The 15,746-nt window shown below is 73.0% G+C and carries 19 protein-coding genes; 14 read left to right on the top strand and 5 right to left on the bottom strand.

Annotated features, from left to right (window positions below; genetic code table 11):
• The first annotated feature begins 11 nt into the window (after positions 1-11).
• The 10 genes from ACGF5T_RS29615 (at position 12) to ACGF5T_RS29660 (ending at position 8,418) form a co-directional block, all read left to right on the top strand.
• Positions 12-1,196: an MCE family protein gene (locus ACGF5T_RS29615; RefSeq protein WP_392889809.1), complete on the top strand. Its 1,185-nt coding sequence runs from the start codon at positions 12-14 to the stop codon at positions 1,194-1,196.
• Positions 1,193-2,482: an MCE family protein gene (locus ACGF5T_RS29620; protein WP_366767832.1), complete on the top strand. Its 1,290-nt coding sequence runs from the start codon at positions 1,193-1,195 to the stop codon at positions 2,480-2,482. The genes ACGF5T_RS29615 and ACGF5T_RS29620 overlap by 4 nt, the downstream gene beginning before the upstream one ends.
• Positions 2,479-2,997, top strand: a complete 519-nt coding sequence (locus tag ACGF5T_RS29625) for a hypothetical protein (protein WP_366767831.1) — start codon at positions 2,479-2,481, stop codon at positions 2,995-2,997. Before ACGF5T_RS29620 ends, ACGF5T_RS29625 begins: the two co-directional genes overlap by 4 nt.
• Positions 2,994-3,788: a hypothetical protein gene (locus ACGF5T_RS29630; RefSeq protein WP_366767830.1), complete on the top strand. Its 795-nt coding sequence runs from the start codon at positions 2,994-2,996 to the stop codon at positions 3,786-3,788. The genes ACGF5T_RS29625 and ACGF5T_RS29630 overlap by 4 nt, the downstream gene beginning before the upstream one ends.
• 26 nt (positions 3,789-3,814) lie before the next feature.
• On the top strand, positions 3,815-4,363 hold the full coding sequence (locus ACGF5T_RS29635) for a hypothetical protein (protein WP_356610355.1): 549 nt from the start codon (positions 3,815-3,817) through the stop codon (positions 4,361-4,363).
• Positions 4,364-4,389: 26 nt separating this feature from the next.
• Positions 4,390-5,232, top strand: coding sequence for a hypothetical protein (locus ACGF5T_RS29640; protein ID WP_366767829.1), 843 nt, complete (start codon positions 4,390-4,392; stop codon positions 5,230-5,232).
• A 37-nt stretch (positions 5,233-5,269) separates the two neighbouring features.
• Complete coding sequence (locus ACGF5T_RS29645; protein ID WP_361018896.1) at positions 5,270-6,526, top strand: lytic murein transglycosylase; 1,257 nt, start codon at positions 5,270-5,272, stop codon at positions 6,524-6,526.
• 62 nt (positions 6,527-6,588) lie between these two features.
• Positions 6,589-7,782, top strand: a complete 1,194-nt coding sequence (locus tag ACGF5T_RS29650; RefSeq protein ID WP_356610358.1) for an acyl-CoA dehydrogenase family protein — start codon at positions 6,589-6,591, stop codon at positions 7,780-7,782.
• Between the two features lie 124 nt (positions 7,783-7,906).
• Positions 7,907-8,086, top strand: coding sequence for a hypothetical protein (locus ACGF5T_RS29655; protein ID WP_356610359.1), 180 nt, complete (start codon positions 7,907-7,909; stop codon positions 8,084-8,086).
• Between the two features lie 29 nt (positions 8,087-8,115).
• Positions 8,116-8,418, top strand: coding sequence for a hypothetical protein (locus tag ACGF5T_RS29660; RefSeq protein ID WP_356610360.1), 303 nt, complete (start codon positions 8,116-8,118; stop codon positions 8,416-8,418).
• Between the two features lie 7 nt (positions 8,419-8,425).
• Here ACGF5T_RS29660 and ACGF5T_RS29665 read toward each other — a convergent pair whose 3' ends face one another.
• Both ACGF5T_RS29665 and ACGF5T_RS29670 read right to left on the bottom strand, forming a co-directional pair.
• The gene (locus ACGF5T_RS29665; RefSeq protein ID WP_356610361.1) at positions 8,426-9,301 is read right to left on the bottom strand and encodes a class I SAM-dependent methyltransferase; all 876 of its coding nucleotides are present in this window, start codon (positions 9,299-9,301) and stop codon (positions 8,426-8,428) included.
• Between the two features lie 117 nt (positions 9,302-9,418).
• A complete protein-coding gene (locus ACGF5T_RS29670) occupies positions 9,419-10,012 on the bottom strand; it encodes an XRE family transcriptional regulator (RefSeq protein ID WP_356610362.1) in 594 nt (197 codons plus the stop codon).
• A gap of 171 nt (positions 10,013-10,183) precedes the next feature.
• Between ACGF5T_RS29670 and ACGF5T_RS29675 the strand changes: the two genes are divergently transcribed.
• The 4 genes from ACGF5T_RS29675 to ACGF5T_RS29690 all read left to right on the top strand — a co-directional run bounded on the left by ACGF5T_RS29675 (position 10,184) and on the right by ACGF5T_RS29690 (position 13,513).
• Positions 10,184-11,248 (top strand): hypothetical protein, encoded by a 1,065-nt coding sequence (locus tag ACGF5T_RS29675; protein ID WP_366767828.1) that lies wholly within the window; start codon positions 10,184-10,186, stop codon positions 11,246-11,248.
• A gap of 68 nt (positions 11,249-11,316) precedes the next feature.
• Positions 11,317-11,976, top strand: coding sequence for an MSMEG_1061 family FMN-dependent PPOX-type flavoprotein (locus tag ACGF5T_RS29680; RefSeq protein ID WP_356610364.1), 660 nt, complete (start codon positions 11,317-11,319; stop codon positions 11,974-11,976).
• 190 nt (positions 11,977-12,166) lie between these two features.
• The gene (locus ACGF5T_RS29685) at positions 12,167-12,835 is read left to right on the top strand and encodes a beta-glucanase (protein ID WP_356610365.1); all 669 of its coding nucleotides are present in this window, start codon (positions 12,167-12,169) and stop codon (positions 12,833-12,835) included.
• Positions 12,836-12,910: 75 nt separating this feature from the next.
• Positions 12,911-13,513 (top strand): alpha/beta hydrolase, encoded by a 603-nt coding sequence (locus ACGF5T_RS29690; protein ID WP_366767827.1) that lies wholly within the window; start codon positions 12,911-12,913, stop codon positions 13,511-13,513.
• Between the two features lie 118 nt (positions 13,514-13,631).
• Here ACGF5T_RS29690 and ACGF5T_RS29695 read toward each other — a convergent pair whose 3' ends face one another.
• The 3 genes from ACGF5T_RS29695 to ACGF5T_RS29705 all read right to left on the bottom strand — a co-directional run bounded on the left by ACGF5T_RS29695 (position 13,632) and on the right by ACGF5T_RS29705 (position 15,746).
• Positions 13,632-14,351: an SGNH/GDSL hydrolase family protein gene (locus tag ACGF5T_RS29695; protein WP_366767826.1), complete on the bottom strand. Its 720-nt coding sequence runs from the start codon at positions 14,349-14,351 to the stop codon at positions 13,632-13,634.
• A complete protein-coding gene (locus tag ACGF5T_RS29700) occupies positions 14,348-14,827 on the bottom strand; it encodes a cupin domain-containing protein (RefSeq protein WP_356610368.1) in 480 nt (159 codons plus the stop codon). Before ACGF5T_RS29700 ends, ACGF5T_RS29695 begins: the two co-directional genes overlap by 4 nt.
• Positions 14,828-14,909: 82 nt before the next feature.
• Positions 14,910-15,746 carry a helix-turn-helix domain-containing protein gene (locus tag ACGF5T_RS29705; RefSeq protein WP_356610369.1) on the bottom strand — a complete coding sequence of 279 codons (837 nt, stop codon included), beginning with the start codon at positions 15,744-15,746 and terminating at the stop codon, positions 14,910-14,912.

Consider the following 15,746-nt stretch of genomic DNA (forward strand, 5'->3'; position numbering starts at 1 on the left):
TCCACGGCACGGTGAAGCGGGGAGCGCTCACGACCACCACGGCCGTCGGCGCCGGACTGGGCGGACTCCTCGCCCTCGGACTCGGCTTCGCCCTGGCCCTCGGCGCGTTCTCCGCCACGGCCCCGAGCTTCGGCGGCATCGAGGACCTGCCCCTGCCGGGCGGTGCCGACCTCGGCTCCCACCCGTACACCGTCAGCGCCGAACTCGACGACGTCCTCAGCCTCGTGCCGCAGGCCGCGGTCAAGGTCAACGACGTCGCGGTCGGCCGGGTCACCGCCATCCGGCTCGACGGTGACGCCTGGACGGCCCGCGTCACCATGGAGATCAACGGAGACGTACGGCTGCCGGCCGACGCCACGGCCCGCCTCGAACAGTCCAGCCTGCTCGGCGAGAAGTACGTCCAGCTCAGCGCGCCCGGCACGTCGGCCGCCGCGGCCCGGCTCGCCGACGGCGCCGTCATCCCGCTGGCCCGCACCGGCCGCAACACCGAGGTCGAGGAGGTGTTCGGCGCGCTGTCCCTGCTCCTCAACGGCGGCGGCGTCAACCAGCTCAAGACCATCACCCAGGAGCTGAACAAGGCCCTCGGCGGTCGCGAGGGCGAGGTCCGCTCGATGCTCGAACGCGTCGAGAAGCTGGTGGGCAACCTCGACGACCACCGGGGAGACATCACCGACGCCCTGGACGCCGTCAACCGCCTGTCCTCCACCCTGGCCGGCCGCAAGGACGACGTGCGGACCGTCCTGACCGACCTCTCACCCGGGCTGAAGACCCTGCACGAACAGCGCGGCTCCCTGCTCACCATGCTGCGCTCCCTGGACACGCTCTCCGGGGTCGCCGTCTCCACCGTGGAAGCGAGCAAGGACGACATGGTCGCCGACCTCAAAGCCATCGCGCCCACCCTCAAGGCACTCGCCGACGCGGGCACCGACCTCCCCGACTCCCTGGAGGTGCTGCTGACGTACCCCTTCACCGACGAGGTGCTGAACGGGGTGAAGGGCGACTACCTCAACGTGTACCTGAACATGACGGCCGCCCCCGGCACCCAGGTCATCCCGCCGCTGGTGCCCCGGAGCACACCCTCGCCCTCTGCCTCCCCGCAGAGCGAGCGCCGCGCCGCGAGCGAGTCCACCCCCTCCGCGCCCCTGCCCCTGCCCTCCGTGCCGACGCCGTCCCAGAACGGAGGGGCACAGCGATGATCACCCTCGCCGTACGGCTCAAGAACCTCGCCTTCCTGGTCATCGCCGTCCTCGTCCTCGGCTTCGTCGGCATCCGCTACGCGGACCTCGGCCGGTACGTAGGCGCCGCCGACTACTACACCGTGGACGTCGAACTTCCGCGCACCGGAGGGCTGTTCACCCACTCCGACGTCACCTACCGGGGCGTGTCGGTGGGCCGGGTCGGGCCGATCGACCTCACCGCCGACGGCGTGGTCGCCCATCTGCGCATCAAGAAGTCCGCCCCCTCCATCCCCGCCGACACACGCGCCGTCGTGGCCGGGCTCTCCGCGGTCGGCGAGCAGTACATCGACCTGCAACCCGAGAGCGACTCGGGCCCCTACCTGGCGGACGGCACCCGCATCGAGCTGCCCGACACGGAGGTGCCCGCACCCGTCACCGACGTCCTCACCAGCGTCGACGCGCTCACCCGTTCGGTGCCGCTGGAGGATCTGCGCACGGTCGTCGACGAGTTCGGCAAGACCTTCGAGGGACACGGCGACGACCTCCAGGCGCTGCTGGACAACGGCAGCGCCTTCGTCGAGGCCGCCGACAGGGCGCTGCCCTCCACCACGCGCCTGCTCACCGACGGTGAGACCGTGCTGCGCACCCAGGCCGAGGAGGCGGAGGCGATCCGCGGCTTCGCCGACGGCGCGACGGAGCTGGCCCGCGCCCTCAAGGGCTCCGACGCGGACCTGCGGCGCCTGCTCACCGTCACCCCGGGCGCGGCGACCCAGGTCAGCGGTCTCCTCAGGGACCTCGACCCCAGTCTCGGCGTCGTGCTCGCCAACCTCCTGACCACCTCGGAGGTGGCCGTCACCCGGCAGCGCGGCATCGAGGAGCTGCTCGTCAAGTACCCGGCGGCCGTCTCCGCCGGTGCCACCGCCGTCGACGGAGGAACGATGAAGCTGGGCCTGGCCGTCACCTTCTTCAAGCCCCTGCCGTGCACCGCCGGATACGGCGGCACCCGCTACCGCAACGGCCTGGACCTGGGGACGGCCCCTGCCCTCAACACCGGCGCCTCCTGCACCGCCCCACCCGGCAGCGGCGTCAACGTGCGCGGTTCGGCCAACGCCCCCCGCGGCGGCCCGGTACCCGAACCCGCCAGGCCCGGCTCCCTGCCCTCCGGCAGCGGCAAACCGTCGGCGTCCACGGGCACGTCCGCCGCAGGGCCGCTGCCGGGCGCCCTCGCGCTGCCGGACGTGGGCGGAGCCGCGGCCCCGGATCTGGCCGGGCTGCTCGGAGCCGACGCGGAGGACGGCCGGTGAGGCGGGCCCGGATCGCCGTCGGCGCGGCCCTGGCGCTGTCCCTGGCCTTCTGCGGCGCCGGCGCGTGGACCTACGCGCAGGCACGCGGCGACGACTCGCTCGCCTACGGTCGTGAACGCGACGAAGCGCTCGCCGACGGACGCGAGCGCCTCTCCGTCCTCCACACGCTGGACGCCTCCTCGCGGGCGCATGCCCAGGAGGGCATCCGGGCCTGGCGCACCGCCGCGACCGGCCCGCTGCGCGCCGAACTCGGGCGCACGAAACCGGAGAAGGGCGCCTCGGCCCGGGGCACGGTCACGGAGGCGGCCCTCACGGCCCTCGACACGCGCGCCGGCACCGCCAAGCTCATCGCGACGGTGCGCGTCGAGGTCACGCCCGCCGGAGCCGCCCGGGCGAGCACGGACCGCAAACGCCTGGAAGCGGTCCTGGCCCGCACGGGTCCGGGCGAGTGGAAGGTCAAGGCACTGAGCGCGATACCGCTCGCGCGGACGGCTGAGGAGGAGGAGGGCCGATGACACGGCTGCTGCACATCAGGCGGGCGCGGGACTCCGCCGCCGGCGAGCCCTCGTCACCCCGCGGCGAGGCGGACGTGGCTTCCGGGGACGCGGGCGAACGGCCCGACGACGACACGGTGGCCGAGCCGGACCGGGACGCCGTGAAGGCCGGGGCCGGCACAGCGGCCGAGCCGGACCGGGACGCCGACGACACCGAGGACGCCGAAGACGCCGACGACACCGGGGCCGGCACGGCCGCCGAGCGGGACGAGGACCCCGGGGCGCCGCCCACGGGACGCCGTGGCCCTCGGCGGGGCCGGCTCCGCAGGGCCGCACCCGTGGTGGGCGCCGTCGCCCTCCTCCTCGCCGGCTGCGGCTTCTTCTACGGCGCGCACCAGTTCCGGTCCACCCCCTCGGCCGAGAACGCGGCGCTGACCGACACCGCGGCGAGTGCGCGGGTGGCCGGAGACGTGGGCAACGCCCTCGCCCGCGTCTTCTCGTACACACCGGACGGTGTCGAGGCGACCGAGCGTTCCGCACGCACCGTCCTCGGCGGACGGGCGGCCCGGCAGTACGCCGACCTGATGGAACGGATCCGCGCCGACCTCGCCGAGCAGCGCGTCACCCTGAGCACCCAGCCCGTACGCACCGGAGTGATCGAACTCGACGGCGACCGGGCGCGGCTCCTGGTCTTCCTCGACCAGATCTCCCACCGCGGCAAGGACGGCACCACCTCCGCGGCGGCTCAACTCACGGTCACCGCGCGATGGGAGGAGGACCAGTGGCGGATCGTCGACATCAGGACCCACTGAAAGCACAGCGGCGGAGGGGAGCACTCGTGCAGCGCGCGGCCGCATCACAGGACCGGCCCCGGGGGAGGTCCGTCACGGTCCTCGCCCTCGTCCTCACCCTGGTGGCGGGGGGCTTCGCGGCGTGGACGGGCTGGGACTGGTACGAGACGGCCCACGACGACACGACGGCCTACGCCGTGCAGCGCGACGAGGCGCTCGCGGCCGGGGAGCAGGCCGTGCAGAACCTGAACACCCTGGACCACCGCAAGCTGGACCAGGGACTGGACCTCTGGGAGTCCTCGACCACCGGAGACCTGCACGAACAACTGGTCTCCGGACGCGAGGAGTTCACCACCCAGGTGAAGGGCGCCAAGACGGTCACCACGGCACGGGTGCTGTCCGGTGCCCTGACCGAACTCGACGACCGCGCCGGCCGCGCCCGGGTCCTGGTCGCCCTGCGGGTGACGGTGAAGGCGCCGGGCGACGCGAGCACCGACAAGGACAGCCGCATGCTCGGTGAACTGACCCGCACCGGTGGCGACTGGAAGCTCAGCGCCCTGGGCCAGGCCCCCGTCGGCGGTACACCGGCCGGCTGACCGGCCGGAGGAGAGGACGACCCACCATGCCGACGACCCGGCACCACCTGAACAACCTCCGCCGTCGCCAGGCCCGCGAGGCACTGCGCGCTCCCGGGGACACGCACGAGCCCCGGGAGCGCGGGAACCCCCGGGCCCCGGCCGGCGCGGAATCCGTCGAAGGGCGCGCCCCCCTGCTCGACCGGCCCCGCCCGGCGCGGGCGGGTGCCCCCGTCACCACCGCCCGCAAGTCCCCGCCCGCTCGGAGCGGGGCCGCGGACCCACCGGACGCCCCGCACGCAGCGGATGCGCAGGACGCATCCGAAGCGAAGGACGCGCCGCCCCCGCGCCCGTCGGCCCCGCACCGCCACCGCACCGCGCTCCTCATCCTCTGCCTGCTGACGCTGGTCCTCGGCGGCTTCGCCGGCTGGGCGCACTCCCGGGCGGAGGCCCTCCGGGACACCGCGGCCGCCCGCAACACCGCCCTGTCCGACACCGCCCGCACCAGCGAGATCAAGGGGCAGTCCGCCAAGGCCGTCGCCGCGCTCTTCTCGTACGACCACGCCGACCCCGACGGCCTCGACAAGGCCGCGAAGGAATGGCTGACGGGCCGCGCCGTCACCCAGCACCGGGACCTGTTCGGCGACGTCCGCACCCAGGCCGACCGGCAGAAGGCGGTGATCACCACGACGGTCACCGACAGCGCGGTCGAGCGCATCGACGGCGACCGGGCCCGCGTCCTGGTCTACGCCGACCAGAGCAGCGTCAGCACCGCGGGCGGCAAGAAGGCCGAGGACGACGGCACCTACGCCGGGGCGATGTTCGCCGTCGACGTCCAGCGACGCGACGGTCGGTGGCTCGTCTCGGGCATCGACACCTTCGGCCGCTGAACCCCGTACGCGCCTCACCACCAGGGAGTGACAGACCATGCCCGAAACGCGCGACCGCCGCGTACCCGCCCGGACCCGGCAGGGTCTGCGGGCCACCGCCGCCGCCGTGACCGCGGTGGCGGCGCTGACCGCCTCTCAAGCCCCCGGACTCCCCCCGGAGGAGAGCGCCCGTCCGGCCTCCGAGGCCCGCTCCGCCGCACCGGTCGCGGACCTCCCCCGCGCCGAGCCCGCCCCGCCCGACGACGGTTCGTACCACACCGAACTGCCGCCGCTGGTCACCCCGAACGTCGCGCCGCGCGCCGGCCAGGCCGCCCGCACGCGTGCGGAGTCCGGCATACCGGGAACCGTGCTGCGCGCCTACCGCGCCGCGGAGAAGTCCGTCGGCCGGACGGACCCGGGCTGCGCGCTGCCCTGGGAACTGCTGGCCGCCATCGGCAAGGTGGAGTCCGGGCAGGCACGCGGCGGCGCGGTCGACCGGCACGGCACCACGCTCGGCCGGATCACCGGCCCGGCCCTCGACGGCCGCAACTTCGCCCTGATCCTGGACAGCGACGGCGGAGTCCACGACGGCGACACGGTGTACGACCGGGCGGTGGGGCCGATGCAGTTCCTGCCGTCGACGTGGGCGCGCTGGGGCGCGGACGGCAACGGCGACGGCCGCGACGACCCCAACAACATCTTCGACGCTGCCCTGGCCGCCGGGCACTACCTGTGCGCCGGGGACCGCGACCTGCGCCGGGCCGCCGACCTCGACCGGGCGGTCCTCAGCTACAACCACTCCCGTTCCTACCTCGCACTGGTCCGTCACTGGCTGGACTTCTACCGCGGGGGCGTGCACGCCGTCCCCGACGGCAAGGGCGTCGTCCCGCGGTCTCCCGGCGCCGGCGGCGACACTCCGGCGACGGAGCCCGTCGACCAGGACGAGCGCGGGGGCACCGGCGGCAAGGACGGAAGCGGGGGCGCGGGCGGGGGCGGGGACGACATCATCATCGGCCCCGATCCCGGCACTCCCGAGCCGTCCCCCTCCCGCTCGGATCCGCCCTCGTCCTCCCCGCGGCCGTCCCCGTCCGCGACGAAACCCGTCCCCTCCCCGTCTCCCGACCCGTCCCCGACGGACTCCCCGTCACCGGACCCCTCGCCCACCCCGACCCCCACCGATTCACCCACCCCCACCCCCGACCCGTCCACCCCGCAGGACTGCCCCACGGACTCGGCGAGCCCCTCCCCGGACACCGGCGCCTCTCCCGGCCCGGGCTCGGAGGCGCCCGGACCGGAGCCCACCTGCCCGGCCTGAACGGACCCGCACCCTCGGCGTGACGCACGCATCGCACGGCCCAACCGTGGAAGAAGGGCCGCATGACGTCACACGAGGAACAGCAGAATGTCGCCGACTTCTACGACTTCGAGAGCGCCCTGTCCGAGGAGGAGCGCAAGGTCCTGGCGAGGACGCGGGAGTTCATGCGCGACGAGGTCCGGCCCCTGGTGACCGAACACTGGGCCGACGGCACCTTCCCCATGGAGCTGATCACCCGCTTCGCGGAGAGCGGGCTGGTCGGTCTGCCGTACGAGGGCTACGGCGAACCGGGACCGGCCGCCAGCCATCTGCTGACCGGGATGATGGCGATGGAGATGAGCCGCGTCGACGCGTCGGTGGCCACCTTCTTCGGCGTGCACAACGGACTGGCGATGTACTCCGTCCAGGCGGGCGGCGACGAGGAGCAGCGCGAGCGCTGGCTGCCCGGCATGGCCCGGATGGAGACCGTGGGGGCGTTCGCGCTGACGGAACCGCTCGACGGCTCCGACATCGCGGCCGGCATGCGCACCACCGCACGGCGTGAGGGCGACACGTGGGTGATCGACGGGGCGAAGCGCTGGATAGGCAACGCGACCTTCGCCGACCACGTCGTCGTCTGGGCCCGGGACGTCCAGGACGACCAGGTCAAGGGGTTCGTCGTCGGCCGCGGTGCGCCCGGGTTCACCGCGGAGCCCATCGCGCACAAGACGTCGCTGCGCATCGTGCAGAACGCGGACGTCACCCTGACCGGAGTGCGGGTGCCGGAGGCCGACCGGCTGCAGCGCGTGTCGTCGTTCCGGGACGTCGCGGAGATCCTGCGGGCCACGCGCAGCGGAGTCGCGTGGCAGGCCCTGGGCGTCATGATCGGCGCCTACGAACTGGCCCTGCGCTACGCCGGCGAGCGGCAGCAGTTCGGCCGGCCGCTCGCCGGCTTCCAGCTGGTGCAGGACCTCCTGGTCAAGAGCCTGGGCAACATCACGTCCAGCTGGGGGATGCTGCTCCAGCTGGCCCGGATGCAGGACGCCGGCGTCTTCCGGGACGAGCACTCGTCGCTGGCCAAGGCCCACGTCACCGCCCGCATGCGGGAGGTCGTGGCCTGGGCCCGAGAGATCTTCGGCGGCAACGGCATCGTCCTGGACCACGACGTCGCCCGCTTCTTCGCCGACGCGGAGGCCATCTACTCCTTCGAGGGCACCCGGGAGATGAACACCCTGATCGTCGGAAAGGCGATCACCGGGGAGAGCGCCTTCGTCTGACCTCCCCTGACCTCCCCAAGACGTTCAGGCGTTCAGGCGCAGGCGGTCCCTCAGGCATTCGGCAGGGCCTGCCGGGTACGCGCGTAGGGGTCATCACAAGCGTTCACGACGACCGGAAGAGATCATGACGGAGAAGCACGAGGACAAGACCCGGATCCGCTCCTGCATCGCCTGCGGCACGCCCGCCGGGGACGGCGAGCTGTGCGAGCACTGCGGCAGGGTCCTGGAACTCCCGGCCGAGACCGGGCTGACGGAGGACCGGGCGGCAGCGGTCCGCCGGGACTTCGAGGGCCGCGGCAGGTAGCGAGCCGCGAGAGGGGGTACACGCCCGCCATGGCATCGAGGAACGATCACCGGGCAGCGTCGCCCCGTACGCGTCAGATCCGCCAGCTCCGCCACATCAGGGCCTTCTACGCGGCGGGATTCGCCCTGTGGGCGGCATCGGCCGCCTGGACCGGACTGGAGTCCCCCGGGAGCCGGCAGATGTGGGTGGCCCTGCTCCTCCTGGGGGTCTTCACCGGCCTGCTGCTCACGGCCACCACCTGGGTCCGGCGCCTGGAGAGCGCCGCGCCGCGCCGGCCCGCACACCATGCCGCCCCGCGTATGACGGCGACCTCGCAGCACGGAACCCCCTGAGGCGCTCTCAGGCGCGCGCGGCCCAGGCGGTGCGTTCGGTGCGCACCGCCAGGTCGTCGCGGCGCAGGAGACTGTGCGGGCCGTCGGTGTCGAGGAGCCGGTCGAGCGCGGCGAGGTCCTCGGGGTGCAGCCCGGTGGCCGCGGCATGGCGGATGCGCCTCAGGCCCGCGAGGGCGTAGCGGCCGACGGCCTCGCCACGGGAACCCGCCATGTCGATCGCGAGCGTGCGTCGGCCTTCGACCGTGAAGCCGGCGGCGGTCAGCAGCGGCCCCCAGTCGGCGCCGCGGTGGGGCGTGTGCTCGGCCTGGTGACGGTCGGTCAGGGCGTGGCAGCGCTCCTCCAGACCGGGTCGTCCCTCGGGGGCGTCCTCGGGCAGGAAGCGGGGGAAACCGGCCAGCTCCACGACGGCGAACAGCCCGCCGGGCGCGAGCACGTCACGGACGGTGCGCAGCGCCCGGTCGGGATGGGACAGGTGGTGCAGGGAGGCCGACGCCCACACCAGGTCGGGGGAGCCGAGGTCGGGCCAGTCGGGGGCGTCGAGGTCGGCCCGCACGGTGCTCACGCGGTCGTCCAGACCGTTCTCGCGTGCCTTCGCCCTCAGGCGCTCAAGGAGCGCGGCCGAGGCGTCGACGGCGAGGACGTGCGCGTCGGGGAAGCGTTCGAGGAGGGCGAAGGTGCCGGTGCCCGTGCCGCAGCCCAGATCGACGATCCGACGCGGACCGGTCCTCAGCGGCAGCCACGCGGTGAGGGAGCTGAGGTGCTCGGCGAGCACCTCGGCGTCCAGGTCGAGGATCTCGGCCAGGCCGTCCGTGTCGTGGTCGTGGTCGTGGTCGTGCCCCTGCTGTGCGCTGCGGGGGAGGGGGTGCGGGTGTGTTCGGTCCATGCCCGCCACCCTAAGAGCCCCATGCGCCCACGGCATGACGTCTCCCGGTCTACGCAAGAAGACGGTCGTGCGCGCTGCCGTCCGCGCAAGAAGGTGCCGTGGCGCGGGTCCGCTCCCTCACCTCCCGGTGCCGCGCGGGCTGGCGTCGCCGTCCTCGCGCTGGTGGCCGCGGCGCGCGTCGCGATCGAAGATGCCCAGGACCTCGCAGGGCCCGCCTTCCGATCCGATCGCGTGCGGCATCATCGTGGGGAACTCGGCGGCCTGGTTGGCTTCGACGCGGTAGCGGCGCTGGCCCAGCATGAGGATCGCGGTGCCGGACAGGACGACGAGCCATTCGCGCCCCGGGTGTGCCCGCATGCGGGCCGGGCTCTGCGGGGGAGGGTCGGTCATGCGCTGGCGGACCACAGTCATGCCGGGATCTCCCTTCACGAGCCAGCGCATCGAGCCGCGGGCGCTGTCGATCACGGGGCTGGTGATCACGTCGTCGGCCGCGGTCTCCACGAGCTGGTCCAGCGTGGTGTCCAGGGCGCGGGCGATCGTGACCAGTTGATCCAGTGCGAGGCGGCGCCGGCCGTTCTCGATGCGACTCAGCGAGGACTGGCTGAGCCGCGCGCGGGTGGCGAGTTCCTCGAGGGACCAGCCCTGCGCCAGGCGAAGCGCCCGGATCCGCTTGCGGACGAGGCCGTCCAGATCGTCATCCTCTTGCGTCATGGGCAACACTGTATGCGTTTGCCGCATCGATCCCGGTAGCGGCACGGCTCGCACGACACCGGCCGCGCCCTTACGTCGCCCCCGTGCCGTCCTCGCTGTCAGCGGCCCGTGTCATGATGCGGACGCGTTTCCAGGGAGTGGGGCGCGTGCTGCTTGTCAGGGGGTTTGCGCATGGGTGCGGGTACCGAGCCGGACGGCTCGTCCAGGTCCGACGAGGAGTGGGAGCGGTTCCTCCGCGAGTCGGTGGAAGGGGTCGCCGACTCGCCCAAGGAGCCGTCGGCGCGGGCCCGCGACGTGGCGAAGCGGCTGCGTGCGGAACCCGGCGGCGAGGCGGGGGCCTGGCGCAGCTATTCGCCCGCGCGCCCCAAGCGGCGTACGGGCTGGTACGTGGGCGGGCTGCTGACCGCGCTGGTGCTGCTCGCCGTGGCGCTCGCGCCGGAACGGATGACGGACCTGGTGACCGGCGACGAGGACGCCGGCCCCCCGGCCTCGGCGACCGAGACCGACCGCCCCACCGTGGACGAGCCCTTCCGCGGCTCCCCGGCGGCGAGTTGGGCGAGCGGAGCGGCGGGGATCAGCATGCCCGAGGCCAGGGCGGTCGGCTGGATGAGCGAGAGCGAGGTCGAGCGCGCGCTCGACCGCAGCCGGGACTTCGTCGTCCGGACCAGCCTGGACCGTGCGGTACTGCGGGGCGAGCGCCCCGCGAAGGCGATCGCACAGATCAACCCGCACCAGGAGGACGTGCAGGACCTCCTCGGGACCGCGTTCCGCAGCCCGAGCGAGGACAACGACCCCCTCCTGCTGTTCAGCCGCTTCCGGACCTCCCACAGCCGCCTGGTCGGTGACGTCGTGAAGACCCGGGGCGGGCTCACCTACCGGGAGGGCGAGCGCGGCGCGCTCCAGGTGACCGCCGACGTCACTTTCGTCTATCCGGTCACCCGTGCCGACGGGGGCGGCGACGAGATCGTGCGCACGATCGTGCGACGCGAACTGGTCCTCAACTGGGACGACCCCCGCAAGGTGATCACCGAGCCGGGCACGTTCTCGATCGTCTCGTACAAGTACGACATGACCAACGGCGGCTGCGGGACCCCCACGGGCTACTTCACCCCGCCCTTCGGCAAGGACCGCGAGGCGGACGTGACCGGCGCGGAGGTGGACCCGTACGACCGCAGCGCCCCGGTCGGACAGGACGCGTCCTCCGGAGACGAGTGCGCACGGGCGTCACGGTCCTGACGGTCCTCCCGCACGCGGCGCCGACCGGCCGACCGATGACCCGCAGGCGGGCCCCTTAGGGTCGGGGCATGACCTCACCCCTTGCCGACAGTGCTTTCGACTCGCTCCGACTCGACGCCGTCTCCGACCAGGAGGCGCTGCGTCGTGTCTACGAGCTCCCCAGGGAGACGGCCTGGCGCAAGCAGATGCACGAACTCACCGAGCAGACCAGGAGGTTGATCGGCTGCTCGTCCCTGGTCCTGGTCGCCAGCACGGACGCCGAGGGCAACTGCGACGTCTCCCCGCGCGGCGGCCCCGCCGGGTTCGTCGCCGTCCTGGACGACCGGACGGTGGCGATACCGGACGCGACCGGCAACAAGCGTCTGGACACCCTGCACAACGTCATCGCCACCGGACGGGCCGGGCTGCTCTTCGTCATTCCGGGGCGCACCACGACGCTCAGGGTCAACGGCCGGGCCTGCGTCTCCACCCGCCCGGAGCTGCTGTCACAACTGACCGCCGTGGGCAAGCCCCCGGCGAGTGCGCTGGTGCTGGGGATCGAGGAGGTCTACCCGCACTGCCCCAAGTCGCTCCTGCGCAGCGGCGCGTGGAAGCCGGAGCAGTGGCTGCCGGCGGACGCACAGCCGACCTCGGCCGAGGTGACGCTGGCCCAGCTGCGGATGCCGGAGCTCACGATCGCCGACATCGAGCGGGCGGAGGCGGACTCGCTGAAGTACCGCTACGAGTAGGGGCGTCCCCGGCGACGGCCGCGGCAGGACGCGAACGGCGGCCCCCCCCCGCGCCACCGGACGACGGCCGGGCGTCACTCACCAGGGTGAAACCCGGCCGGCGTTCGCTGCCCCGGCGCATGCCCGGCCTGACACACGGGGACGATCGGGGGTGCGACCATTCCGTCGCCCGGACCCCAGGAGGTCACCAATGACGGATGTGGTGTTCAGGGCCGACTTCTCCAGTGACCGGCAATGGGTGGCCGGCCGCTCCTGGGCGTATCCCGACGGCGGCCCCGTCAATCCGGACGACGACAAGCTGGATCACCTGACAGCCGACCCCGCCTACAGCCGCACCGGCCGTTTCCGTGCCACGCGGCGCCCGGACGGCCTCTGGGAGGCGGGTCTGCTGACCACGGAGGAGAGCCCCGACGGCTTCATGGTCCGCACCGGCGACCTCCTGGAGGCGACGGTCCGACTCCCCGTCGGCCTGGGCGCCTGGCCCGCGATCTGGACCTGGCGGGACGGTGGCAACGAGGTGGACGTCTTCGAGTACCACCCCGACAACCCCGACCTACTCGAACTCACCAACCACGTACGCCGAGGGCAGGCCTACGTGCGCGACGAAGCCGTACGCCCCGGCGGCCGGATCGACCTCGCCGTGCTGTTCGGCCGGAACAGCGTGGTCTGGTCGCTGAACGGGCGGCAGGTCCACTCCGACGGTCGCGGCGTCGGGAGCCGCTGGCACGCCAGTCTCATCGTGAACCTCTCCGTCTGCGCGGGCCGTTACCACCCACCACCCGAGGACGGTGCCACCGAGTTGTCCTACGAGGTGGAGCGACTGGTGGTACGGCGACCGGCTGCCCACGGCCCGCGGTGAACCCCGGCGATCTCGCTGCGCGCGCGTCAGCCAGGAGCTGAGCCGCGGTCGGCGACGACTTGTACCCTGCACTCATTGGACGCCGACGACCTCGCGCACAGCGTCGGCGACCACCTCGTCCTGGGCACGGACGGCTGGTCCGCGCTCGCCAAGGCCCTGACCGCGCTGATCGACCACAATGACGGCGGTCCGCTGACCAACGGCGCGTCCGACACCGGGTCCGCCGAGCGCACGGAGACTCCGCCCGACATCAGCACCGCCGCCCAGACCGCGATCACCTGCGCGGACTCCAGCCTGCGTCCCGACTTCGAACGCCTCGACCGGGACGAGGCCCGCGTCAAGGCCGCCTCGCCCGTCTTCGGCGCGGCCTGGTCCACCGGCGTCTACCTCTGTTACGACTGGCCGTTCGACGGTGAGCGCCTCAGACCACAGGTGAAGGCCGACGGCTCGGCCCCCATCCTGGTGGTCGGCGGCACCGGCGACCCGACCACCCCGTACCCCGGCGCCCGCCACATGGCCCGCGCCCTGGGCGACGGTGTCGGCGTGCTCCTGACGGCCGAGGAAGAGGGCCACGGCACATACCCGCAGAACCGCTGCGTCACGGAGGCCGTCGACACCTACCTGCGCACGGGCCGGACCCCGGCCGCGGGGACGGTGTGCCGGGGCAGCATGTCCTGACCCCCGCACGAGCCGCCGGACGGCCGCTCCTCGTCCACGACGAGCTTCAGCGCTTCGCTCACCCGCAGAAGACGGCGCAGGCGGAGGACGGGAGCGACCGGCCCGGCATGGGGACCAGCTACGGGCGCCGGGTCAGCAGACCGGCGTCGATGGCCTCGGCGACAAGGCCGGCGCCGCGGCTGTTCTGGTGGATGTGGTCGGTCGTCAGCACGAGACCTCGGCGCCGTGAGATCGTGTCGAGCGTGCGGCGCAGCACTGCGTGCTGGACGAGGACGCCGAGGGCCGCTGCGGGCGTCACCTCCCGGTAGGGAACCGGCGGCGGGTCCACTCGGCGCAGTTCCTCCGTCTGGCGTTCGTGGAGCGGAAGGTAGGCCACCTCATGGGTGGCGGCGACTTCGGCGATCATCCGGCTGTACGCCTGCGATGCCTGAGCCGCTGCTCCGTCGAGTTGCTGGCCGAGTACCGGTAGCGACAGCAGACCGATCGTCGCGTCGGTCTCCGCTCGCAGCCGTGCGACGACGGTTCCCAGGCACTGCTGGAACCATCCGGCTGACGGGCGACGGGGGAGCCGTTTGCGCTTCATGGCCTGCTCGACGGGGTAGCCGACGAGGCTCGCTCGCGCGTCGTTGGTCCCGATCAACACGGTGATCACGTCGGGCGGGTGCGTGACGACGGCGTCGAGGCGCTGCAAGAGGTTGTGGGCGAAGTCGCCGTTGACCCCGAAACGGGCAGGCCGCACGGCACCGGGAGGATGACGTCGTACGAGAAGGTCCAGGTAGTCGACGCTGAACTGCGCGCGGGTGAGGCTGTCGCCGAGGCACGCGATGCGTATGGTCACGGCGTTTCCTCCCGGCCCGGCGCACCGACGCGGTCGGTCGGGAGGGTCTCGGTCCGAGCGGTCCTAGGACGGTGGTCGGTGCCGAGGCTCGCGGTGATGGACAGGATGGACGTCGGTCCCTCCATGTCGACCACGTGCCATACCCCGGCCGGGTTGACGGTGGCCTCGCCCGGCCCGAGCAGAACGCGGTCGACCACCCCGTCCACGTCGCGGGTGACCGTCGCGGACCCGCTGAGGCAGACGACCAGTTCGTCGCCTGCGGGGTGGCTCTCCCAGTGGTCGCCGAGGCCGTCGCCATCGAAGATCATCACCATCCGGCCCTCGGCGCCGTCGGCCGCGACCGCCGCGCTGTAGGCCTGGAGCACCTCCGGGTCCCAGGCGAAGCCCTCGACGGGTTTCGCTCTCGATCCCAGTCCGAGGTGTACGGGGGTGGTCCGCAGGTCCATGACGTTGCGTTCGTGGTCCACGAGTCTCATGCAGGCGATCGTCCACGACAGCGATCGGGCGGTCTTGAAGGAAAGGGAAGAGAAGTCGACGCGACGGGCAGACGCTTGGTGGCTACCCACCTCCGAGGAGGACCTCGCCGCGACGCCACGCCGTCGGTGACCGGTTCGTGAACTCGCGCCAGTCCCGGACGAGATGGGCCTGATCGGCGTAGCCGGAGACGGTTGCCACATCGGCCCACGGGAGGGGGTTCTGCACCGCCGCCAGTTCGTGCGCGTGCTCGAAGCGCAGGACTCGGGCGAAGGTCTTCGGCGACAGGCCCATCTCGGCGCGGAACCGCTCGGTGAGGTGACGACGGCTCCAGCCGAGTTCCGCGGCGACCGCACCGACCTGGACGCGACCCCGCGCCGCGACGAGGCGGCGCCATGCCTCGACGACCTCGGGACGCGCCCAGCGCACAGGGTCGCCGCAGGCGCCACGGCCGACAGCTCGGAGGAGCAATGCGTCCAGCGCGGTGAACCGCGCCCTCCATGTCGCCGCCGACCGCAGCCGGTCGACCAGCTCCACGGCAAGCGCTCCGAGGAGCTCGTCGAGGGGGACCATGCGGTGGGCGAGTTCGGCGGACGGCATGCCGTAGACGGCCCGGGCCCCGAGCGGTGTCAGCGACACCTGAACACCTTGCTGGCGTCCGTCGTGGTGAATCGCGACGGACCGGCACATCAGGCCACCGGCCACGCTGCCGTATCGGGTGACCGGTGACCCGTCGTCGACGCCCGCCGCCACGTCCAAGGGACCTGACAGGCTGATCACCGTAGTGAGGGAACGGCTCGGCGGGCCGCAGTGCACCCCTGTCGGGAGTCCGCGGAGGTCGAAGCCGAGGTACGAGTCGACGTACTGACGCAGGGCGGGCGCCGGACGCGCAGCGATCTCGGTGGCCGTGTGGTCCTCCAT

The organism is Streptomyces sp. NPDC047853, from assembly GCF_043204535.1.
Taxonomy (GTDB): domain Bacteria; phylum Actinomycetota; class Actinomycetes; order Streptomycetales; family Streptomycetaceae; genus Streptomyces.